This is a genomic window from Sphingobium chungbukense, from assembly GCF_001005725.1.
Classification (GTDB): Bacteria; Pseudomonadota; Alphaproteobacteria; order Sphingomonadales; family Sphingomonadaceae; genus Sphingobium; species Sphingobium chungbukense.
In genome coordinates this window covers 453202-473131 of the sequence record NZ_LBIC01000003.1, presented here as the reverse complement: position 1 = coordinate 473131, position 19930 = coordinate 453202, and the positions used below count along the sequence as shown (strand labels likewise).

General features: G+C 65.0%; 21 protein-coding genes. 12 read left to right on the top strand and 9 right to left on the bottom strand.

Going from position 1 to position 19930, the window contains the following annotated elements; all coding sequences use genetic code 11:
- Positions 1 to 102 precede the first annotated feature (102 nt).
- The 4 genes from wecB to YP76_RS08325 all read left to right on the top strand — a co-directional run bounded on the left by wecB (position 103) and on the right by YP76_RS08325 (position 5582).
- Positions 103 to 1242, top strand: a complete 1140-nt coding sequence (gene wecB / locus YP76_RS08340) for a non-hydrolyzing UDP-N-acetylglucosamine 2-epimerase (RefSeq protein WP_046763100.1) — start codon at positions 103 to 105, stop codon at positions 1240 to 1242.
- Between the two features lie 96 nt (positions 1243 to 1338).
- Positions 1339 to 2634: a UDP-N-acetyl-D-mannosamine dehydrogenase gene (wecC, locus tag YP76_RS08335; RefSeq protein WP_046763099.1), complete on the top strand. Its 1296-nt coding sequence runs from the start codon at positions 1339 to 1341 to the stop codon at positions 2632 to 2634.
- A gap of 111 nt (positions 2635 to 2745) precedes the next feature.
- Positions 2746 to 3468, top strand: coding sequence for a polysaccharide biosynthesis/export family protein (locus YP76_RS08330; protein WP_157035710.1), 723 nt, complete (start codon positions 2746 to 2748; stop codon positions 3466 to 3468).
- Positions 3468 to 5582 (top strand): GumC family protein, encoded by a 2115-nt coding sequence (locus YP76_RS08325; RefSeq protein ID WP_046763098.1) that lies wholly within the window; start codon positions 3468 to 3470, stop codon positions 5580 to 5582. The genes YP76_RS08330 and YP76_RS08325 overlap by 1 nt, the downstream gene beginning before the upstream one ends.
- A 95-nt stretch (positions 5583 to 5677) precedes the next feature.
- On the opposite strand, the gene YP76_RS08320 is transcribed toward YP76_RS08325, so the two are convergent.
- The gene (locus tag YP76_RS08320; RefSeq protein WP_046763097.1) at positions 5678 to 6193 is read right to left on the bottom strand and encodes a CvpA family protein; all 516 of its coding nucleotides are present in this window, start codon (positions 6191 to 6193) and stop codon (positions 5678 to 5680) included.
- A gap of 11 nt (positions 6194 to 6204) precedes the next feature.
- Positions 6205 to 7572, bottom strand: coding sequence for a DNA repair protein RadA (gene radA / locus YP76_RS08315; RefSeq protein WP_046763096.1), 1368 nt, complete (start codon positions 7570 to 7572; stop codon positions 6205 to 6207).
- A gap of 89 nt (positions 7573 to 7661) precedes the next feature.
- Between radA and YP76_RS08310 the strand changes: the two genes are divergently transcribed.
- From YP76_RS08310 to YP76_RS08300, 3 genes are read left to right on the top strand one after another with little or no spacing between them, the layout of a single operon-like run.
- A complete protein-coding gene (locus YP76_RS08310) occupies positions 7662 to 8360 on the top strand; it encodes an endonuclease/exonuclease/phosphatase family protein (RefSeq protein ID WP_197707324.1) in 699 nt (232 codons plus the stop codon).
- Between the two features lie 43 nt (positions 8361 to 8403).
- A complete protein-coding gene (locus YP76_RS08305; protein WP_046763094.1) occupies positions 8404 to 10743 on the top strand; it encodes a patatin-like protein in 2340 nt (779 codons plus the stop codon).
- Entirely contained in the window at positions 10740 to 11333 is a 594-nt protein-coding gene (locus tag YP76_RS08300; RefSeq protein WP_046763093.1) for a hypothetical protein, read from the top strand. Before YP76_RS08305 ends, YP76_RS08300 begins: the two co-directional genes overlap by 4 nt.
- Before the next feature lie 45 nt (positions 11334 to 11378).
- Here YP76_RS08300 and YP76_RS08295 read toward each other — a convergent pair whose 3' ends face one another.
- The gene (locus YP76_RS08295) at positions 11379 to 11669 is read right to left on the bottom strand and encodes a 4a-hydroxytetrahydrobiopterin dehydratase (RefSeq protein ID WP_046763092.1); all 291 of its coding nucleotides are present in this window, start codon (positions 11667 to 11669) and stop codon (positions 11379 to 11381) included.
- A 92-nt stretch (positions 11670 to 11761) separates the two neighbouring features.
- Here YP76_RS08295 and YP76_RS08290 point away from each other — a divergent pair, with 92 nt between their 5' ends.
- Genes YP76_RS08290 through YP76_RS08280 form a run of 3 tightly spaced genes read left to right on the top strand, consistent with a single transcriptional unit; the run spans position 11762 to position 13415 of the window.
- Positions 11762 to 12169 carry a metallopeptidase family protein gene (locus YP76_RS08290; protein ID WP_197707430.1) on the top strand — a complete coding sequence of 136 codons (408 nt, stop codon included), beginning with the start codon at positions 11762 to 11764 and terminating at the stop codon, positions 12167 to 12169.
- Positions 12166 to 12771, top strand: a complete 606-nt coding sequence (gene ccmA / locus YP76_RS08285; protein WP_046763090.1) for a heme ABC exporter ATP-binding protein CcmA — start codon at positions 12166 to 12168, stop codon at positions 12769 to 12771. The genes YP76_RS08290 and ccmA overlap by 4 nt, the downstream gene beginning before the upstream one ends.
- Positions 12768 to 13415: a heme exporter protein CcmB gene (locus tag YP76_RS08280; protein ID WP_046763089.1), complete on the top strand. Its 648-nt coding sequence runs from the start codon at positions 12768 to 12770 to the stop codon at positions 13413 to 13415. Before ccmA ends, YP76_RS08280 begins: the two co-directional genes overlap by 4 nt.
- 99 nt (positions 13416 to 13514) lie before the next feature.
- Here the strand turns inward: YP76_RS08280 and purQ are convergent, their stop codons facing one another.
- Both purQ and purS read right to left on the bottom strand, forming a co-directional pair.
- Positions 13515 to 14189, bottom strand: a complete 675-nt coding sequence (gene purQ / locus YP76_RS08275) for a phosphoribosylformylglycinamidine synthase subunit PurQ (RefSeq protein WP_046763088.1) — start codon at positions 14187 to 14189, stop codon at positions 13515 to 13517.
- 3 nt (positions 14190 to 14192) lie between these two features.
- On the bottom strand, positions 14193 to 14423 hold the full coding sequence (gene purS, locus YP76_RS08270; protein WP_046763087.1) for a phosphoribosylformylglycinamidine synthase subunit PurS: 231 nt from the start codon (positions 14421 to 14423) through the stop codon (positions 14193 to 14195).
- A gap of 123 nt (positions 14424 to 14546) precedes the next feature.
- Between purS and YP76_RS28180 the strand changes: the two genes are divergently transcribed.
- Positions 14547 to 14696 carry a hypothetical protein gene (locus YP76_RS28180; protein ID WP_197486278.1) on the top strand — a complete coding sequence of 50 codons (150 nt, stop codon included), beginning with the start codon at positions 14547 to 14549 and terminating at the stop codon, positions 14694 to 14696.
- A gap of 70 nt (positions 14697 to 14766) precedes the next feature.
- Positions 14767 to 15519 (top strand): sulfite exporter TauE/SafE family protein, encoded by a 753-nt coding sequence (locus YP76_RS08265; RefSeq protein WP_046763086.1) that lies wholly within the window; start codon positions 14767 to 14769, stop codon positions 15517 to 15519.
- Between the two features lie 16 nt (positions 15520 to 15535).
- On the opposite strand, the gene purC is transcribed toward YP76_RS08265, so the two are convergent.
- The 4 genes from purC to YP76_RS08250 all read right to left on the bottom strand — a co-directional run bounded on the left by purC (position 15536) and on the right by YP76_RS08250 (position 19838).
- A complete protein-coding gene (purC, locus tag YP76_RS08260) occupies positions 15536 to 16318 on the bottom strand; it encodes a phosphoribosylaminoimidazolesuccinocarboxamide synthase (RefSeq protein ID WP_046763085.1) in 783 nt (260 codons plus the stop codon).
- Positions 16319 to 16456: 138 nt separating this feature from the next.
- A complete protein-coding gene (locus tag YP76_RS29050; RefSeq protein WP_269748631.1) occupies positions 16457 to 16585 on the bottom strand; it encodes a hypothetical protein in 129 nt (42 codons plus the stop codon).
- A 45-nt stretch (positions 16586 to 16630) separates the two neighbouring features.
- The gene (gene otsA, locus YP76_RS08255; protein WP_046763297.1) at positions 16631 to 18034 is read right to left on the bottom strand and encodes an alpha,alpha-trehalose-phosphate synthase (UDP-forming); all 1404 of its coding nucleotides are present in this window, start codon (positions 18032 to 18034) and stop codon (positions 16631 to 16633) included.
- Positions 18035 to 18059: 25 nt separating this feature from the next.
- Positions 18060 to 19838: a glycoside hydrolase family 15 protein gene (locus tag YP76_RS08250; RefSeq protein ID WP_269748635.1), complete on the bottom strand. Its 1779-nt coding sequence runs from the start codon at positions 19836 to 19838 to the stop codon at positions 18060 to 18062.
- Positions 19839 to 19930: the final 92 nt, after the last annotated feature.

Genomic DNA, 19930 nt, shown 5'->3' with positions numbered 1-19930 from the left:
CTTGCCAATGCGAAAGCGCGCGTCGGGAGTACCCATGTTCAGGGGATGGTTACCATTTTCTGTCAGCCACTTACCCGTAAGACGGCTTGCAAAGGGTAAGAAATGAAGGTTGCGCTGGTGTTCGGGACGCGCCCCGAAGCGATCAAGCTGTTCCCGGTGATTCACGCGCTGCGGGCGCGGAAGGGTGTGGAAACCCGGGTGATCGTGACCGCGCAGCATCGCGGCCTGCTGGACCAGGTGCTGGAGATTGCCGGGATCGCCCCCGACATCGACCTGGACGTGATGACCCCAAACCAGACGCTGGACGGCCTGACGGCGAAGCTGATCGTGGAACTGGGGAGGGCGTTCGACGCGGAGAAGCCGGACCGCGTGGTCGTGCACGGCGATACCCTCACCACCATGGTCGCCAGCCTCGCGGCCTATTACCGCAAGATTCCGGTCGCCCATGTCGAAGCCGGCCTGCGCAGCGGCGACATCCACCATCCCTGGCCGGAGGAGGTGAACCGCCGCGTCGTGGCCTGCATCGCGGACATGAATTTCGCCCCCACGGACGCCGCCGCGAACGCCCTGCTGGCCGAAAATCGCGACCCGGCGACCATCCATGTCACCGGCAACACCGTGATCGACGCGCTGCTCGCGACACGCGAGCGCGTTCTGGCTGAACCCCATCTCGCTTCAGGTTTGGACGGCCTTGCCCAGCGCTTTGCCGGCAAGCGGATCGTCGCCGTCACCAGCCACCGCCGCGAGAATTTCGGCGGCGGCATGGAAGCGATCGCCCGCTCCATTGCGGAGATCGCCCAGCGTCCCGACATGGCGGTGATCTTCCCGGTCCATCCCAATCCCCATGTGCGCCCGGTCATGGACGCCGTGCTCGCCGGCCTTCCCAATGTCGCGATGATCGAACCGCTGGACTATCCCCATTTCGTCCGCCTGCTGGACCTGTGCCACCTCGTCCTCACCGACAGCGGCGGCGTGCAGGAAGAGGCGCCCTCGCTCGGCAAGCCGGTCCTCGTCATGCGCGAGACGACCGAACGTCAGGAAGGCGTGGCGGCGGGCACCGCGAAACTGGTCGGCACCGACCGCGCGAAGATCGTCCGCTCCGTTTTCGACCTGCTGGACGATGAAGCCGCCTACGCCGCCATGTCGCGCGCCCACAATCCCTTCGGCGATGGGCAGGCATCGGAGCGGATCGCGGACATCATCGCCGCGAGCGCGCAAGCCGATATGAACGAGGCAGCGTAAAGTTCCGGTACGCGCAAGCGCCACTTTCATTACCGAAATCTTCAGCATTTCCCGTCACAAACCCACCGAACCCAAAGGCATCCCCAGGACCCCTCCATGCCCCTCGAAAAGCTCCAGCAGAAGGTATCCGTCGTCGGCCTAGGCTATATCGGCCTGCCGACCGCCGCCCTGATCGCGCGCGGCGGAGCGCAGGTCGTCGGCGTCGACGTCAGCGCCCATGTCGTGGAGACGGTCAACTCCGGCCGCGTCCATATCGAGGAAGTCGACCTCGACGGCCTCGTCCAGGGGGTCGTCTCCCGCGGCAATCTCCGCGCCAGCCTGGAGGTGGAACCGAGCGACGTCTTCATCATCGCGGTCCCCACGCCCGTAGCCGAAGACCGCGCGCCCGACATCAGCCATGTCCTGAAAGCCGCCCGCACCGTCGCCCATGTCCTGAAATCCGGCGACACGGTTATTCTCGAATCCACATCGCCGGTCGGCACCACGGAAGCCATGCGCGACCTCTTTGCGCAACTTCGCCCCGACCTCAAAATGCCGGAACCCGGCGTGGCGGGCGACATCGCCATCGCCTATTGCCCCGAACGCGTCCTGCCCGGTCGCATATTGGTCGAACTGATCGACAATGACCGCTGCATCGGTGGCATCACACCCCGCTGCGCCCGCAAGGCGCTGGGCTTCTACCGCCAGTTCGTGCGCGGCGCCTGCATCACCACCAGCGCCCGCGCCGCCGAAATGGTGAAGCTGGTCGAAAACAGCTTCCGCGACGTCAATATCGCCTTCGCCAACGAGCTGTCCGTGATCGCGGAGCGCATGGACATCGACGTGTGGGAAGTCATCCGCCTCGCCAACCGGCACCCCCGCGTCAACATATTGCAACCCGGCCCCGGCGTGGGCGGCCACTGCATCGCCGTCGACCCCTGGTTCATCGTTCATGGCGACCCGGAAAACAGCCGCCTCATCCGCACCGCGCGGGAGGTCAATGACGGCAAGACCGACTATGTGGTCGCGAAAGCATCCGACCTGATAGACGAATTGCCGGGTGAGGACGTCGCCTGCCTCGGCCTCGCCTTCAAACCCAATATCGACGATTTCCGGGAAAGCCCCGCCGTGAAGGTCGCGGCTCGCCTTGCCAGGCGCTATGGCCGCCGCATCAAGCTGGTCGAACCTTATGCCCATGATCTGCCGATGGAGTTCGCCGGAACGGGCGCCGAACTGATCGATCTCGATACGGCTCTGGAACAATGCGGCGTTTTCGTCATTCTTGTCGATCATGACATGTTCAAATCGGTTCCGGTGGACGAACGCGCCGACAAGGCGGTCTACGACACGCGCGGCGTCTGGCCGGATCAGCCCCGGCGAGTCATCCCGGATCAGGCCCGGATCGCCATCTGATCGGCAGCGCGGGCGCGCCTGCGGTTGCCATGTCCCCGTTGCGCCGTTAACCCCGCCCGAAACGGCGCGTTTTGAACGCGCTGCCTGAATAGCGCGGGGATTTTAACGGCAATGAACCGGCCGACCGACAGCAAGAGCCATATGCTGGCCCCGATCCTGGCCCCGACCCTGGCCTGCGCGCTGCTCGGCGCCTGCTCGACCGTGGAGGACGCACCCAAGGGGGAGGCCGCCTACGCCGCGATCCCGTCCGCTCCGGCCGTCGGCATCGATTATCGCATTTCCCCCGATGATGTCCTTCGTATCCAAATCTATCATGAGCCAGGCCTCTCGCTCGAAGACGCGCAGGTGACGGCGGCTGGCATGGTGCGCATGCCGCTGATCGGAGACGTCTCCGTCGCCGGTCTTTCCGCAGGCGAAGCGTCGGACGTCATCGCCGGGCGGTTTGGCGATCGCTATCTCGTCTCGCCGCAGGTGACGGTGTTCGTCAAAAGGGCGGTGGGTCGCCGCATCACCGTGGACGGCGAAGTCCGCGAACCGGGCCTGTTTCCGCTCGACGGCCGCCTTGGTCTGCTACAGGCCGTCGCCCTGGCCAAAGGGCCCACCCGCCTCGCCAGCCTCGGCCAGATCGTGGTGGTCCGGCAGTCCGACGGCCAGCGCAAGGCAGCGATGTTCGACCTCGGCGCGATCCGCAAGGGAGAGGCACCCGATCCCGAAATCTTGCCGGGCGACACCATCATTGTCGGCCTGTCGCGGGCCAAGGCGATATTGGGCGGTGCGCTGCTGGCGCTTCCCGCGGTGGGGGCTGGTTTCGTCGCACTGGACGGAGGGCTCTGATGGCGGGGCCGGGCCTGCTGATCGATGCCGACGGCGCCTCCGCCACGATGGAGGGTCGCGCCGCGCGCTTCGCCGCTGCCGCGAACGGGGCATGGGTGGCGGTGCGGCGGCATCGCATCATCCTGTTCGTCACCATGGCGCTGTGCGTGCTGGCGGGCGTGGTCTTCATTCTGCTTTCCACCCCCGATTACCGGGCGACCGCGTCCGTCGAGGTGGAGGATATTCCCGCCGGGGCCGCAGGCGCAGCCGCCGCGCAACGGCAGGCGACGCCCTCCGACAATGAAGCGTTGATGCAGACCGAACTCGAAGTGCTGCGCAGCCGCGCTCTGGCGGAGGATGTGGCGCGGGAACTGGCGCTGGTCGGCAGCCGCACCTTCTTCGACGGCATGGACGTCCGCCGCCCGGACCGGGGAGCAGGCTCGCTCAGCCAGCGGCAGGTTGAAACCGAAATGGTCGTGAACCTGCTGCGCGACAATCTGCACGTCGAACTGCCGGGCAAGTCCCGCGTCATCCGTATCAGCTTCACCAGCGCCGATCCGATATTGTCGGCCCGCGTCGCCAACAGCTACGCCGACAGCCTGATCCGCGCCGACCTGAAGCGCGGCTTCGAATCCGGGGTTCAGGCCCGCCGCTTCCTGTTGGGGGAACTGGACGGCGCGCGCAAGGATCTGGAGCGGGCGGAACGCGATCTGGCCGTCTATGCCGCCAATGCCGGAGCCATGGCGCCCCTGGGAACGCAGGAGGGCGAAGGCGGCGATTCGCCGCCCGAAGGCACGACTGCCACCCGGCTGGCGCAACTGAACGCCTTCCGCGCCCAGGCGACGGCGGACCGGATCGCCGCGCAGAAGCGTTGGGAAAGCGCCCGCCTGTCCAGCGTCGAGACGCTGCCCGAAGTGCTGAACAACGGCGCGATGCAGCAGATCATGACGGAGAGGGCGCAGGCGAGGGCGCAGGTCGTGCAGGAACGCCAGTTCCGCAAGGATGCCCATCCCGAAATGCGCGAGGCGCGCGCGCGTCTGGCGGCGCTGGACGATCAGGCGGAGGGGATGGCCAATACCATCCGCGCCTCGCTCAAGGAACAGTTTGATGTCGCCGTCCATGGCGAGAAACAGATCCGGTCCGAAATCGCCAAGGTCGAACGGCAGGCGCAGGCCGAACGCGGCCGAGGCGTGCAGATGAGCATATTGGAGCGGCAGGTCGATACCTATCGCCTGCTGCACGACAGTCTGCTCCAGCGTTATCGCGACATGGCCTCTCAGGCCGGGTTCCAGGCGGGCCGTATCCAGCCGCTCGATCGGGCGGCGGTGCCGTCGCGGCCTTCTTCGCCCAATATCGGCGTCACCATGCTGCTGGCGTCGCTCGGCGGACTGGTCCTTGGCCTCTTGGCGGTGGCGGGACGGCATATTTTCGACGATGCCGTGACGTCGGCCGATACGCTGGCTGAACGGGTGAACCTGCCGCTGCTGGGCGCGGTCCCGGCGGGCGAGAAACCGGCGACGGAGATTTTCGCGCCCATCGCGTCCTCGCTGCTTCTGGGATCGGCGGCGGGCCTGCCGCGCTCGATCCTCGTCACCAGTGCACAGGAAGGGGAGGGTAAGTCCTCGACACTGCATGCCCTGGCGAAAGCGTTGGCGAAGCTCGACAAGCGGGTGCTGGTGATCGATGCCGACATGCGGCGGCCCAAGCAGCACAGCCTGTTCGGCATCGCACCCCACCGGGGCATCAGCGAACTGATGACCGGGCAGGCGAAGATGGATGAGGTGATTGTCGACAGCGGCGTTCCCGGCGTGTCCCTGCTGCCCTGTGGCGCGATCCCACCCAGTCCCGCGGAACTGCTGATCACGCCCGCGATGGATTCCCTGCTCGCGGCGGTACGCGAACGCTATGACACGGTATTGATCGACGCGCCGCCGATCCTCGGCCTGTCGGACGCTTCCCTGCTGGCCGCCAAGGCGCAGGTGACATTGCTGGTGGTCGAATGGGGCCGCAATCATCATGGCGGGCTGCGCGTCGCGGCGGATCGCCTGCGCCGCGCCGGCGGTGCGATCATCGGGGCGATCCTCACCAAGCAGCAGGGCCGCGCCTTCGAATATGACTATCACAGGGGTGGCTGAGGGGCCGAACCGATGCTTCGAATGGCCAGGCCGTTTCGATCGTAAACGATTCTATTCCTTTGTTTTCAACCATGAGGGCTGAAGGTCGATCGGCGCTAATCCGCTTCCGTCGGTTTGCGCGCGCGTCGCTCTGCCACGAATTCACTGATCGCCTGGCCGCTGGCATTGAGCAGCGGATAGGTGCGTGCATCGGACAACCAGTCCGGCCGTCGCGCGCCGCTGCCATAGAATGTGTCGTAGACCAGGCTGAACGCCAGAAACACCAGGGTCGCGCCGATCAGCCCCTTGACCGCGCCGAAACCGGCACCGAGCACGCGATCGACCGGACCCAGCACCGACTGGCGCGTGCGGCGGCCTATGGCGTGGGCGAGCAGCTTACCCAGGCCGAAGGTCACACCGAACACCAGCGCGAAGGCCAGCACCGCCGCGCCGCTCGTGCTGCCGACGAAGCCATCCAGCAGGTCCGTGGCCGAGGCATGGAACAGGCGGATCGCGAAGATCGCCAGCACCCAGGCGATCAGCGACAGCGTTTCCTGGACGAAACCGCGCAACAGGCCGAAAATGGCGCAGCCGCCAATCAGCAACAGGACGAGAATATCGATCGCGTTCATGGCGCCGTTGGCTATCCGCGGCCGAGCATCTGGTCAACAAGTTGCGCGAGCGCGCGGTATCCGCTGACGGAAATGCCCTTCACCCCATCGGCCACGGCGGCCGGAACGAAGGCGCGGTTGAAACCCAGCTTGGCCGCCTCGCGCAGGCGCAGCGGGGCGTGCGCCACTGGACGAACCTCACCGGACAGGGCGACTTCCCCGAACAGGACGACATCGGCAGGCACCGGCCGCTCGGAAAGCGCGGACATCAGCGCGGCGGCGACGGCCAGGTCGGCCGCCGGGTCCGACAGGCGATAACCGCCCGCGACATTCAGATAGACTTCACAGGTGGAAAAGCTGAGACCGCAGCGCGCCTCCAGCACGGCAAGGACCATGGCCAGCCGCCCGCTGTCCCAACCCACCACCGCGCGGCGGGGGGTCGCGCCACTGGAAAGGCGCACGACCAGCGCCTGGATTTCGACCAGCACGGGGCGGGTGCCTTCCAATGCAGGGAACACCGTCGCGCCCGTGACCGTCTCGTCGCGATGGGTCAGGAACAGGGCCGAGGGGTTGGCCACCTCCTCCAGTCCCTCGGCCACCATGGAGAAGACGCCGATCTCGTCCGTGCCGCCGAAGCGGTTCTTGATCGCGCGCAGGATGCGATATTGGTGGCTGCGCTCCCCCTCGAAGCTCAGCACCGTGTCGACCATATGCTCCAGCACGCGCGGCCCCGCGATGCTGCCGTCCTTGGTGACATGGCCCACCAGGATGAGCGCCGTGCCGCGCTGCTTGGCGAAGCGGATCAGTTCCTGGCTGGACGCGCGCACCTGGCTCACCGTGCCGGGCGCGCCCTCGATCAGGTCGCTGTGCATGGTCTGGATCGAATCGATGATGAGCAGGGCTGGCGGCGCGCCCTCGCCAAGCGTCGTCAATATGTCGCGGACGGAGGTGGCGCTGGCAAGCTGAACGGGCGCATTGCCGAGGCCAAGCCGCTGCGCGCGCAGGCGGACCTGATCGGACGCCTCCTCGCCGCTGATATAGGCGACGCTATGCCCGGCCGATGCGATGCGGGCCGCCGCCTGCAACAGCAGTGTCGACTTGCCGATGCCGGGATCGCCGCCGATCAGCGTGGCGGACCCCGGCACGATGCCGCCCCCCAGCGCCCGGTCGAATTCGGCGATGCCCGTGCTGGTGCGCGGCGGCAGTTCGACCTTGTCGTCCAGACCCACCAGCGTCAGCGCGCGGCCGCCGGTGTGAAGATCATGGCGGGCGGAAAAGACCGTCTCCGCCGCTTCCTCGACGATGCTGTTCCATTCGCCGCAGTCGTCGCATTGTCCCTGCCACCGGCCGGAGACGGTGCCGCATTGCTGACAGACGAATTTGCGCTTTGCCTTTGCCATGGCGCACGCATATCAGAACATATGTGGAACACAAATCCTCTTTGCATCTTCCCATGGAAACCGGGCGCGCAGTGGCGCATTGTTTCGCCATGAAGACCATTCGCGTCGCCAGTTACAATATTCGCAAAGCCATAGGCACCGACCGCCGCCGCGTACCCGAACGGGTGATCGACGTGCTGAACGAACTGGATGCCGACATCATCGCCTTGCAGGAAGCGGATCGGCGGTTCGGGATACGGTCCGCGGCGCTGCCGCCCTGGCTGCTGGAAAGCATCAGCCCCTACAAGCCCGTTCCGCTCAACGTCCATGTCGATTCGATGGGCTGGCACGGCAATGCGATCCTGGTGCGCAAGGAGGCGGAGATCGGCGCGCATGATGTGCTGCACCTTCCGTGCCTGGAGCCGCGCGGCGCGACCATGGCGGAGGTGAATCTGGGCAAGGCGAGTCTGCGCATATTCGGCATGCATCTGGACCTGTCGGGTCTGTGGCGGCGCAAGCAGGCGGCGGCGGTCATCCATGCGGCGGGCCTGCGCCATGCCATGCCGACCGTGCTGATGGGCGACCTCAACGAATGGAGCGCGGAACGCGGTTGCCTGGCCGATTTCGCCCGGCATTACCATTTCGCGCCATGTGGGCGGTCCTTTCACGCGCGGCGCCCGGTGGCCCGGCTCGACCGGATCATGCATTGCGGGCAGTTGAAGCTGGTCGACAGCGGCGTGCATGAAAGCGCGGCGGCGCGGCGTGCTTCGGACCATCTGCCGATCTGGGCGGAGTTCAAACTATCCTGACTTCCTCTCGACAAGTCGATCTTGCTCTGCAACTCTCAAGCCCATGAAAGAGCGGGAACTCAGGCTCGCACTGGTCTGCTATGGCGGGATCAGCCTGGCCGTCTACATGCACGGCATCACCAAGGAAATCTGGCATCTCGCGCGGGCCAGCCGGGCTTTCCACGATGGCGAGCCGTCGGGGAACAGCAGCGAGGCGGTCTATCGGCGGTTGCTGGAGGAACTGGAATTGACCGGCGGCGTCAGACTGCGCGTCATGCCCGACATCATCGCGGGGGCGAGCGCGGGCGGGATCAACGGCATCTTCCTGGCACAGGCGATCGAGACGGGACAATCGCTCGATCCGCTGACCGACATGTGGCTGGACAATGCCGATGTCGAGAAGCTGTTGGACCCCGACGCCCGCCCCGCCCGGCGCATCACCAAGATCTGGGCGACGCCGCTCGTCTGGATGGCGGCGCGGCATCCGGGCGACACGGTGGAGCGCACGGTCGCCCCCGACACGCGGGAGGAGGTGCGCCACAAGCTGTCGCATTTCATCCGTTCGCGCTGGTTCGAGCCACCCTTCGGCGGAGAGATATTCACCGCGATGATCCTCGACGCCTTCGACGCGATGGAGGCGACCGGACGCGGTCCCGCACTTCTGCCCGCCGGCCATCCGCTCGACCTGTTCGTCACCGTCACGGATTTCGAGGGACATCCGCAAAGCCTGACCCTCAACAGCCCGCCCCAGGTGGTGGAGACGGAGCATCGCCTCTCCATCGGCTTTCGCGCGCGCGGCCCCAAGAGCAATGGGCAGGCCCGGAGCTTCGCCGATCCTGCCGAACTGGTCTTCGCGGCGCGGGCGACGGCCAGCTTTCCCGGCGCCTTTCCCCCCTTCACCGTGCGCGAACTGGACCGGGTGCTCAAACGCCGCCACCGCGCCTGGCCGACGCGCGATGCTTTCCTTGCCCGCGCCTTGCCCCGCCATGCCGCGCAGGGGAGGGCGGAGGACGCGGTGCTGATCGACGGATCGGTGCTGGCTAACGCCCCCTTCGCCCAGGCGATCGGCGCTCTCAGGAACCGGCCCTCACGGAGGGAGGTCGACCGGCGCTTCGTCTATATCGATCCCAAGCCGGGCCATCGCTCCATCCAGCTCAACCGCCAGGGAGAGGCCGTGCCGACGGGTGAGGATGCGCCGTTGCCCGGTTTCTTCCGTACCATTTTCGGTGCCCTCAGCGATATTCCCCGCGAACAGCCGATCCGCGACAATCTGGAGGCCATAGATCGCCACAGCGGGCGCATCCGACGCATGGTGCGCATATTGAACGCGCTGCGTCCTGGCATCGAGGCGGAGGTGGAGGGCGCGGTCGGCGGCATGCTGTTCCTTGACCGTCCCACGCCCGCTCGCCTGTCTGCCTGGCGCAGCAAGGCGCAGCAACGCGCGGCCAATTCGGCGGGCTTCGCCTTTCCCGCCTATGGGCATCTCAAGCTGTCCGGCATCGTCGAGGATCTGGCAGATCTGCTTTTCCGCCTGAGCGGCGAGGAAAGCCCGCTGATGCGGGAAAGCTATCGTCAGGCGCTGTGGAGCCATGTGCGTGCGACCGGGGCGGACCGGTTGACCGAGGACGTCGGCCCCACTTCCGCTCCGGTCGGTTTCTTCCGCCGATATGATCTCCCCTTCCGCATACGCCGCTTGCGCTTTCTGGCACGGCGCCTGGCCGAAACGCTGGAGGTGGACGCGACCACGGACGACGCCCTCATCCAGAAGATGCACGACGCGATCTATGCCGCGCTCTCGCACTATACCGAGTGCCAGGGCATCGACTTCTACAATGGGGACATCAAGGCTGCGGCGCGCGAGGTGCCCAATGATGCCGGCGCCGCGCTGGAGGCGATCGCGGCGCGGATGCAACTGCGGGAGCGGGACGAGGCGGCGGACATGATGCTGGCCGATGCGATGGCCGCCCTGCCCAAGGCGGCACGGCGGACCATGCTGCTCGCCTATCTTGGCTTTCCCTTCTACGATATCGCCACCCTGCCGTTGCTCCAGGGCCACGCCATGGACGAATATGACCCGGTCAAGGTCGACCGCATATCGCCCGAAGATTGCAGTGCGATTCGGCCCGGCGGGGCGGAAGCGACGCTGAAAGGCATAGAATTCAACAATTTCGGCGCCTTCTTCAGCCGCGCCTATCGGGAGAATGACTATCTATGGGGGCGGCTCCATGGGGTGGAACGGCTACTGGATATCGTGATTTCGGCATTACCCGCGGCAAACCGTCTTTCGCAGGAGATGGTGGGCCACTATAGGCGGACCGCTTTCCTGGCGATCCTCGACGAGGAAGAGAAGCGGCTGACCCATGCCGCGGACCTGATCGCCAGTTTGCGGGAGGAGATCGGGTGAGCGCGGGGAAGAAGCTGTTTCCGACGATGATGCTGGTGCTGGCCGCCGGCTGCTCGCCTGCCTCCGGCGATCACGCCGGCGCGGGGCCGCAGGAGCAGGTCGATGCCGCGGCCTTTTCGGAGGTTGGGCCGTCCGGCGCAGTCGCGCCCGGTTCCCAGTCCACGCATATTCTGCCGGATATCGATCCCACCGTGACCGGCAAGCGGCAAGTGCCGGCCAAGATGGAGGAAACCCCGCCGGTCGCGATGGCGGATCAACCCCTGGTCCTTCCGATCAAACCCTCGGTCGTGAACATACCGCCTCCTGCCTATGTTCCCGATCTGCCCCCTTCCGTCGGCGCCGCCGATCCCCGGCCTTTTCCGGATGAGGTGACCCGCTACATGGTCGACCGCGACAGTTGCGACCATTTCCGGGGTGAGGAAGCCTATGACATGGAACGGCGTGCCTTCCTTCAGGAAAATATCGCGGAATTGTGCACCGGAACGGATGCGCGGCTGGCGCGCTTGCGGGAACGCTATGCCCAGGATCCGGCCGTCATGACCGCGCTCAGCGGCTATGAGAACCAGATCGAGGGCAATGCCTCCCAATAGCTCAGGGAAACGGCTTGCAAAGGCCGGCCTGAAAATCCCGGTCGATCAAGAATAGATCGCGTCGATCTGAGTCGCGAGGTCGATGTCGCGGCGCGACAATCCGCCCGCGTCATGGGTGGTGAGCGTGATGTCCACCCGGTTGTAGACGTTCGACCATTCAGGATGATGGTCCGCCCTTTCCGCCAGCAGCGCCACCTTGGTCATGAAACCGAACGCGCCCACGAAATCCTTGAAGATGAATAGCCGGCGGATGCCCTCGGGCTCCTGAACCGGGGTCCATTCGGGTAGGTCCCGCAGCGCCAGCGCCCGTTCTTCCTCATCCAGTCTCGCAATCACTTGTCGTCTTCTCCATTCGTGCGGGTCATTAACCCACTTTCCCGATTTTCGGCTGTTTCCAGACGATTCGGAACATGCTTTATGTCTGTCCCATGGATGATGCCGGTCAACCCCCCCGTTTTGCGCCAAGTCGCGAGGATATTCAGGCCCTTGCGTTGAACGCCTTGTCGCGCCTGCCTGATCCCTTCCGGGCGCATCTGTCCAATGTCGTGCTGTTTGTCGAGGAATTCGCCGACAGCCAGGTGCTGAAGGACATGGAGATCGATGATCCCTTCGGCCTGACCGGCCTTTATAGCGGGCGGCCCGTGGGGGAGGCGGCGCAAACGGGCGATCTGCCGCCGTCCATTCATCTGTTCCGCCGTCCGCTGCTCGACGAATGGGTGGAAACCGGGGTGCCGCTGGACATGCTGATCACCCATGTGGTCGTCCATGAAATCGGCCATCATTTCGGCCTGTCCGATCTCGATATGCACGTGTTGGAGGACATGGTCACCTTATGAGCCGGACAGGGTTGCGCCTGTCGGGTGTCGCGTGCGTGCGTGGCGGGCGGCTGCTGTTTCGCGGGATCGATCTGGCGATGGAAGCCGGCGGTAGTGCCTTGGTCAAGGGACCGAACGGCATCGGCAAATCGAGCCTTATCCGAATCTGCGCCGGTCTGTTGCGCGCGTCGGTGGGCACGGTGGAACGGCATGGCAAGGTCACGCTGACCGACGAACGGCTGGCGCTGGACATGGAACAGCCTCTTCGCGCCGCGCTGGATTTCTGGGCGCGGCTGGACGGCGCGGGACCGCAGGCGGTGGATGCAGCGATGGCGGCGATGGCGCTTGCTTCCCTGGCGCAGGTGCCGGTGCGGATGCTCTCCACCGGACAGCGCAAGCGGGCGGCGCTGGCACGGGTGATCGCATCGGGCGCACCGATCTGGCTGCTGGACGAGCCGGGCAACGGGCTGGACGATGTGGCGCTGTCCCTGCTGGGCGACGCGGTGGCGGGGCATCTGGCCAAGGGCGGGATCGTCGTTGCGGCATCGCACCAGCCGCTGCCGCTGGTGACGCCGGTGGTGATGGCGATGCAGGATTATCTCCCGACGGAGGAGGCCGCGTGAGGATCGTGCTGACGCTCGCTACGCGGGATTTGCGCCAGGCCTGGCAGTCGGCCGGTCTTTGGCTGCCCGTTGCCTTCCTGCTGCTGGTGGCGAGCCTTTATCCCTTCGCGGTCGGGCCGGATGCGGCGCTGCTACGGCGGACCGGCGGCGGGATGCTGTGGATTGCAGCCCTGCTCGCGAGCCTGTTGCCGGTCGACCGGCTGGTCGCGCCGGACCGGGATTCAGGCGTGCTCGACCAGATCGCGCTGCGCGGCATCGGGGAGGAGATGGTGGTGCTCGCCCGGCTGATCGCGCATTGGCTGGGGTTCGGCCCGGCACTGATGATCGCCACCCTGCCTGCGGCCGCCTTGCTCAAGCTCGATGCGGCGACCATCGGCCTGCTGGAAACGGGCCTGCTGATCGGGACGCCCGCGCTCGCGGCATTGGGGCTGTTGGTGGCGACGCTGACGGCGGGACTGCGATCCAGCGGCGCCCTGTCGGGCTTGCTGGCCCTGCCGCTGGCCGTGCCGCTACTGATCTTCGGTGCCGGAACGCTCGGCGACGGCAGCGGTGCGGCGCTCAAATTCCTGGGAGCGGCATCGCTGCTGCTGGTGGCGATCACGCCCTTTGCCGGGGGAGCCGCGATCCGGGCGGGTCGGGAATAATATTTCCGCGCACAAGCACGGCCTCGCTCGCTTGGTCAGGGAATCGCGGTTTCCTGACCCTGTGTCATGTCCGCTTTTGACCCACCCCCGGACGATGGGTCAGGCGCGGGCGAGCAACCCTTCGACCAGCCCCTCGAACAGCCGCCGCCCGTCGGTCGCACCATGCGCCGCTTCGATCACACGTTCCGGATGCGGCATCATGCCCAGTACATTGCCCGCTTCGTTCAGGATGCCTGCAATGTTCCTCGCCGATCCGTTGACGCTCTCCGTATAGCGTAGCGCCACCCGGCCTTCGCCCTCCAGCCGGTCCAGCATATCGGCATCCGCGAAATAATTGCCGTCATGATGCGCCACCGGAAAGCGGATCGCTTCGCCCGCATCATAGCGGCTGGTGAAGGCGCTTTGCGCATTTTCAACCGTCAGCGCTACGTCGCGGCAGACGAAATGCCCGCCCGCATTGCGCAGCAGCGCGCCGGGCAGCAGCCCGCTCTCGGTCAACACCTGAAAGCCGTTGCAGATGCCCAGCACATAGGCGCCGCGTTCGGCAGCCTTCGCAACCGCCTGCATCACCGGCGAACGCGCCGCCATCGCGCCGGAGCGCAGATAGTCGCCATAGGAAAAGCCACCAGGCACGCCGATCAGGTCGAGATCGTCGGGCAGTTCCGTATCGCGGTGCCAGATCATGGCGGGTTTCGCGCCGGTCGCCGCCTCGAACGCCACGGCGAGGTCGCGGTCGCAATTGCTGCCGGGAAAGACGATGACGGCGCTCTTCATGGCTCAGGCCTTTTCGATGCGGTAGTTTTCGATCACCGTGTTCGCCAGCAGCTTGCGGCACATGGCGTCGATTTCCTCGTCACTGGTGCAGTCGGCCAGGTCCAGCTCGATCAGCTTGCCAGCGCGCACGTCATTGACGCCGCCAAAGCCAAGGCCTTCCAGCGCATGATGGATCGCCTTGCCCTGCGGGTCGAGGACACCGCCCTTGAGGGTGACGAAGATGCGGGCTTTCATGGGACGAGGAACTCCGTAATCAGGCTTTCGCGCACCCCCTAATATCCTCGGCTCCCGCAAGCAAGGCATTATGCTTTTGTTAGCGACAAGCGCGCTATCCTGCCGGTGGAGGAAAGGGTTTTCATGGCCGGTCTTGCTTTGGCGATGTTTGTCGGGCTGTTCGCCTTCGGTCAGCAGATCGTGGGTTATGACGATCCCCATGGCCGGGTTCAGCTTGCGCTTCTGGCGACCTTCACCTTCGGCGTACTGATCGGCTATCGCGCGAACAGCTAATCGGCGAACGGCATCGGCCAGCAGAAAAACCGGCTCCCGCAGCGGCCTGTCTTGCTTTAGGCCGGGCGCGATGAATCCGGAATATCTCTATTATGCCTGCGCCATCGCGGCGGTGATCCTGTCCGGCCTTGCCAAGGGGGGCTTTGCCGGGGTCGGCGCGCTGGCCATGCCGATCATGGCGCTGGGAGTCGATCCGGTCAGGGGAGCGGCGATCCTGTTGCCCATTCTGATCCTTCAGGACGTCGTCAGTGTCTGGTCATTCCGGCACAGCTGGGACCGGCACATCCTGAAGGTCATGCTGCCCGGAATGGCTATGGGAGTCGCCATCGGCTATTTCTTCGCGGCCCAGGTGTCCGAAGTGGCGGTGCTGGGCGTTTTGGGGCTGATTTCGACGCTGTTCGGGCTCCAGCGTCTCTGGATCGAGCGCGGCGGCGCGATCGTGCTGCCGTCCGGTTCGCCGGGATGGGTAGGTGTGCTGTTCGGCGTGGCAAGCGGTTTCACCAGCCAGATCGCTCATGCCGGATCACCGCCTTTCCAGATGTGGGTGCTGCCGAAACGCCTGCCCCGTGACACGCTGGTCGGAACGACTGCGATCGCCTTTGCCATGCTGAACTGGATGAAGGTGCCCGCCTATGCCGCCCTGGGGCAGTTCACCAGAACCAATCTGATGGCGACGGCGATGTTGATTCCGGTGGCCATTGCAGCGACCTTGGCGGGCGTGGTGCTGGTCCGGCGGGTTGACGCCGCGCGTTTCTATACGCTCATCTATGTGCTGATGGTGTTGCTGGGGATCAAGCTGATGGCGGACGCGCTGCTCGCCTGAGCAGCGCGTCGAACCGTCAATCCTTGCCGCGCTTCTTGCGGTGGGTGTCGAGGTCGAGAACGGTGGTGTCCGCGCCTTCGGGCATGAGACCGAGGCGGCGGGCGACTTCCTGATAAGCCTCGACTTCGCCGCCCAGGTCGCGGCGGAAACGGTCCTTGTCCAGCTTCTCGCCGGTCGCCATGTCCCACAGGCGGCAACCGTCCGGGCTGATCTCGTCGGCCAGGATGATGCGGCTATATTCGCCGTCCCACAGCCGGCCGAATTCCAGCTTGAAGTCAATGAGGCGGATGCCGATGCCCGCGAACAGGCCGCACATGAAGTCGTTGATGCGGATCGCCATGTCGGCGATGTCGTGCATCTCGTCCTGGTTGGCCCAGCCGAAGCAGGCGATATGCTCTTCGGACACCAGCGGGTCGCCCAACGCATCGTCCTTGTAGCAATATTCGATGAGCGTGCGGGGCAGTTGCGTGCCTTCCTCGATCCCCAGCTTCTTGCTGAGCGAACCGGCGGCGACGTTGCGCACGACGACCTCGATCGGCACGATCTCGACCTGGCGGACGAGCTGTTCGCGCATGTTGAGGCGCCGGATGAAGTGGGTCGGCACGCCGATCTGGCCGAGCAGGGTGAAGATATGCTCGGAAATGCGGTTGTTGAGGACGCCCTTGCCAGAGATCGTGCCCTTCTTCTGGGCGTTGAAGGCGGTGGCGTCATCCTTGAAATATTGGATGATCGTGCCCGGTTCGGGGCCTTCATAAAGGATCTTTGCCTTGCCTTCGTAGATCTGGCGGCGACGGGCCATGCGCGGTTCCTGTCTTCCCAAGAAAGAAATGTGCCCCGGCAAACGCGAATCGGAAAGGATCAGCGGGTGCCGGGGCTGCTTGGGCTGGCCCTTAGACCAAAAGGGGCGGGGGTGCAAATGGATGGCGGAAGCGCCGGTCTACAGCACGTCCTTGAACATGAACCAGACCATCACCAGCCAGGCCGCCAACCCGATCACGCCGAAAATCACCCCTGAACGGGCACGGAGGGCGGCGATCGGGCCGCGCGGTTCATCCTCATCTTCCATGATGAGGCCATGGTAACGGCGGGCGACGGAAAGGGAAGCCCGGTCTTATGCCGGCTCCGCCTGCGGTTTCTTCTCGTCATTGCGATCCACCGCCATCAGCCGGGACGTGAAGCTTTCCCGCCACCAACTGATGTCCTGCACCTCGACGCAGTCCATCATCGCGCGCCAACGCCGCTTGCGCTCGTCGAGCGGCATGGACAAGGCGCGGTTGATGGCGTCGGACATTTCTTCGGGACTATAGGGATTGATGAGCAGCGCGTCCTTGAGCTGCATGGCCGCGCCAGCGAAGCGCGACAGGATGAGGACGCCTGGGTCCTCCGGCGATTGCGCCGCGACATATTCCTTGGCGACCAGGTTCATCCCGTCGCGCAGCGGTGTGACCAGTCCGATCCGCGCGGCGCGATAGATGCCCGCCAGCTTGTCGCGCGGATAACCCTGGTTGACGTAACGGATCGGGGTCCAGTCGACATCGCTATATTCGCCGTTGATACGGCCTGCGATCGCATCCAGCGTGGCGCGGATCTGCTGGTAGCTCTCCACCTCGCCGCGTGAAGGCGGTGCGATCTGGGTCAGCACGACATTGCGATGCTGTTCGGGATGGTCCTTCAGGAAGCGCGCATAGCCGTTGAACCGCTCCTCCAGCCCCTTGCTATAGTCGAGCCGATCGACGCCGACGATCATCGAGCGGTCCTGAAGCGACCGGCGGACCTTCTCATACATGTCCTTGGCCGGGTCGCTGACCGCGGCATTGGCGAATTCCTGCGCGTTGATGCCGATCGGGCAGGCGACCGCCTGGATCGTCCGATCGCCCAGCGTCACATAGTCGCCGTCGACGCTGCCCCCCATTTCGCGCTCAATATAATGGCGGAAGGATTCCAGCCATTCCTCCGTATGGAACCCGACCACATCATAGGCGAACAGCGTCTGCACCAGCTTGCTGTGGTGGGGCAACGATACCAGCAGGCGCGTCGGCGGCCAGGGGATGTGCAGAAAGAAACCCATCCGGTTCTGATGCCCCCGGTCGCGCAGCATCTGACCCAGGGGAATCATGTGATAATCCTGAACCCAGATGACATCTTCCGGCTCGATCAGCGGGCTGGTGGTGTCGGCGAAGCGCTGGTTGACGCGATTATAACCACCCTCGAAATCGCGTTCATATTCCGCCAGGTCTATGCGGAAGTGAAACAGTGGCCAGAGCGTCTTGTTCGCATAGCCATTATAATATTCGTCGACATCCTGTTCTTCCAGATCGATGGTGGCCGTCTTGACGCCATCATCCTCGGCAAATCCGATCTGGCCGGTGAAATTTTCCGTGACCTCGCCCGACCAGCCGACCCAGATGCCCCGGCTTTCGCGCAGCGCCTGCGACAGCGCCACGGCCAGGCCGCCCTGGGCACCCGTCTTGCTGGGGCGGCTGACCCGGTTGGAAATGACTATCAGCCGGCTCATGCGAAGCACCTCCACGCCAAGCAATTCATCGCATCACGCTCCATGGTTTGCTCAAGAGCACGGCGCAGTTGATGATGCCGACCAATGAGTAGGTTTGGGGATAGTTCCCCCATAATTCCCCGCTGACCGGGTCGATGTCTTCGGACAGCAGACCAGCGGCGGTGCGGCGGGAGAGCATTTCCTCGAACAGGGAACGGGCTTCTTCGGTGCGACCCGTGCGATGCAGTGCCTCGATCAGCCAGAAGGTGCAGACATTGAAGGCGGTGACCGGCTCCCCGAAATCGTCCGGTGTGCTGTATCGGAGCATGTTGTTGCCGCGCCGCAGGTCCTTCTCCAGCGCTTTCAGCGTTCCCACGAACATGGGGTTGTCGGCGGTCAGGAAACGCAGGTCGAGCAGCTGGAGCAGTGATGCATCGCGGGCGTCATCCTCGAAGGTGGCGGAGATGGCGTCGCTGCCGGACCGCCAGGCCGATTGCAGGATGCGGGCCTTCATCAGTTCTGCTCGTTCGTGCCAATAGGTCTCCCTTTCGGCCAGGCCCATGGCTGCGGCGGCGTGGGACAGCCGATCACAGGCCGCCCAGCACATGACCGCGCTGTAGCTGTGGACATGGGCGCGGGTACGCAATTCCCACAGGCCCGCGTCGGGCTGGTCATAGACCTGCCAGGCGCGTTCGCCCACCACCTCCAGCGCTTCAAAATCCGATAGGCCTGCCATGCGCAGCAGGCGTTGATCTATGAAGCCCTGGACGGAGGACAGGACGATCTGGCCATAAGCGTCGTGCTGGACCTGGGAATAGGCGGCATTGCCGACACGCACCGGCCCCATGCCGCGATAGCCGGGCAGGCAGGCGGCTTCGCGTTCCTCCAGCGTGGCATTGCCGCGCACGTCGTAGAGTGGCTGGATATGCCCCCCTCTGGCGCCGTCGACGATATTGCGGAGATAGACGAGGTAGCTTTCCAGCACGTCGAGGGCGCCCAGCCGGTTCAGTGCCTCGACCGTGTAGTAAGCGTCCCTGATCCAGCAGTAGCGATAGTCCCAGTTCCGTCCCGAATCCGCATGTTCGGGGATGCTGGTGGTCAGCGCCGCGACGATCGCGCCGGTTTCCTCATGCTGGCAGAGCTTGAGCGTGATGGCGGAGCGGATGACCGCCTCCTGCCATTCGGCGGGTATGGCGAGGCCGCGCACCCAGACCTGCCATTCATGGATCGTGTCGTCCAGCATCCGCTCGACAGCGGGGCGCAGGGCATCGGAAAAACTCTCATCCGGTCCCATGAAGAAATGCATGTCATGTTCCAGACGGAACCAGCTTTCCTGGGATATGAGGCCGATGGGCGCATTGGTGGATACGCGCATCGCCATATAGGACAGAACCAGCCGGATATGGTTGGAGCCGTAGCTGATCGGCACCTTTTCCGAATGCCAACTAGTCGTGGGGCGCAGCCGGACGCGGATGCGCGGGCTGCCCGCCACGGGGCGTACCACCCGGGCAAAGGCGACGGGGCGGTACATGCGCCCTTGATGCTTATGGCGTGGGCAGAAATCGTAGAACTCGACAGCATTGCCCTGGGCATCGGTCTGGCGCGTAACCAGGACCGGGGTGTTGCGCACATAATGCTGCTCGATCTTCGCGCAATTTTCCAGTTCGATCGCCCAGAAACCACGCGCATCCGGGGCTTCCCAAGCCTCATCGTCGAGGAGGGCGGAAAAAACCGGGTCGCCGTCCACGCGCGGGACGCAGGCCCAGACCATGCGGCCGGCACGATCGATCAGCGCGGAGGCCTGGCAATTGCCGATCGGCCACAGGTCGAGCGTGCGCTCATTCCCCGCGGGAATTTGTTTTTTCTGCGTGGTGATCGGTCAATCCCCCTTGTTCGTGCACGACAGAGGACGCCGGA

Coding starts and splice junctions, on each gene's coding strand:
- purS (WP_046763087.1), bottom strand. CDS start 14,423: ATGAAAGCCCGCATCTTCGTCACCCTCAAGGGCGGTGTCCTCGACCCG.
- YP76_RS08305 (WP_046763094.1), top strand. CDS start 8,404: ATGAAAGAGCGGGAACTCAGGCTCGCACTGGTCTGCTATGGCGGGATC.
- YP76_RS29050 (WP_269748631.1), bottom strand. CDS start 16,585: ATGGAAGATGAGGATGAACCGCGCGGCCCGATCGCCGCCCTCCGTGCC.
- YP76_RS08265 (WP_046763086.1), top strand. CDS start 14,767: ATGAATCCGGAATATCTCTATTATGCCTGCGCCATCGCGGCGGTGATC.
- YP76_RS08330 (WP_157035710.1), top strand. CDS start 2,746: ATGAACCGGCCGACCGACAGCAAGAGCCATATGCTGGCCCCGATCCTG.
- YP76_RS08325 (WP_046763098.1), top strand. CDS start 3,468: ATGGCGGGGCCGGGCCTGCTGATCGATGCCGACGGCGCCTCCGCCACG.
- purC (WP_046763085.1), bottom strand. CDS start 16,318: ATGGCCCGTCGCCGCCAGATCTACGAAGGCAAGGCAAAGATCCTTTAT.
- radA (WP_046763096.1), bottom strand. CDS start 7,572: ATGGCAAAGGCAAAGCGCAAATTCGTCTGTCAGCAATGCGGCACCGTC.
- YP76_RS28180 (WP_197486278.1), top strand. CDS start 14,547: ATGGCCGGTCTTGCTTTGGCGATGTTTGTCGGGCTGTTCGCCTTCGGT.
- YP76_RS08290 (WP_197707430.1), top strand. CDS start 11,762: ATGGATGATGCCGGTCAACCCCCCCGTTTTGCGCCAAGTCGCGAGGAT.
- ccmA (WP_046763090.1), top strand. CDS start 12,166: ATGAGCCGGACAGGGTTGCGCCTGTCGGGTGTCGCGTGCGTGCGTGGC.
- YP76_RS08310 (WP_197707324.1), top strand. CDS start 7,662: ATGAAGACCATTCGCGTCGCCAGTTACAATATTCGCAAAGCCATAGGC.
- purQ (WP_046763088.1), bottom strand. CDS start 14,189: ATGAAGAGCGCCGTCATCGTCTTTCCCGGCAGCAATTGCGACCGCGAC.
- YP76_RS08320 (WP_046763097.1), bottom strand. CDS start 6,193: ATGAACGCGATCGATATTCTCGTCCTGTTGCTGATTGGCGGCTGCGCC.
- wecB (WP_046763100.1), top strand. CDS start 103: ATGAAGGTTGCGCTGGTGTTCGGGACGCGCCCCGAAGCGATCAAGCTG.
- wecC (WP_046763099.1), top strand. CDS start 1,339: ATGCCCCTCGAAAAGCTCCAGCAGAAGGTATCCGTCGTCGGCCTAGGC.
- otsA (WP_046763297.1), bottom strand. CDS start 18,034: ATGAGCCGGCTGATAGTCATTTCCAACCGGGTCAGCCGCCCCAGCAAG.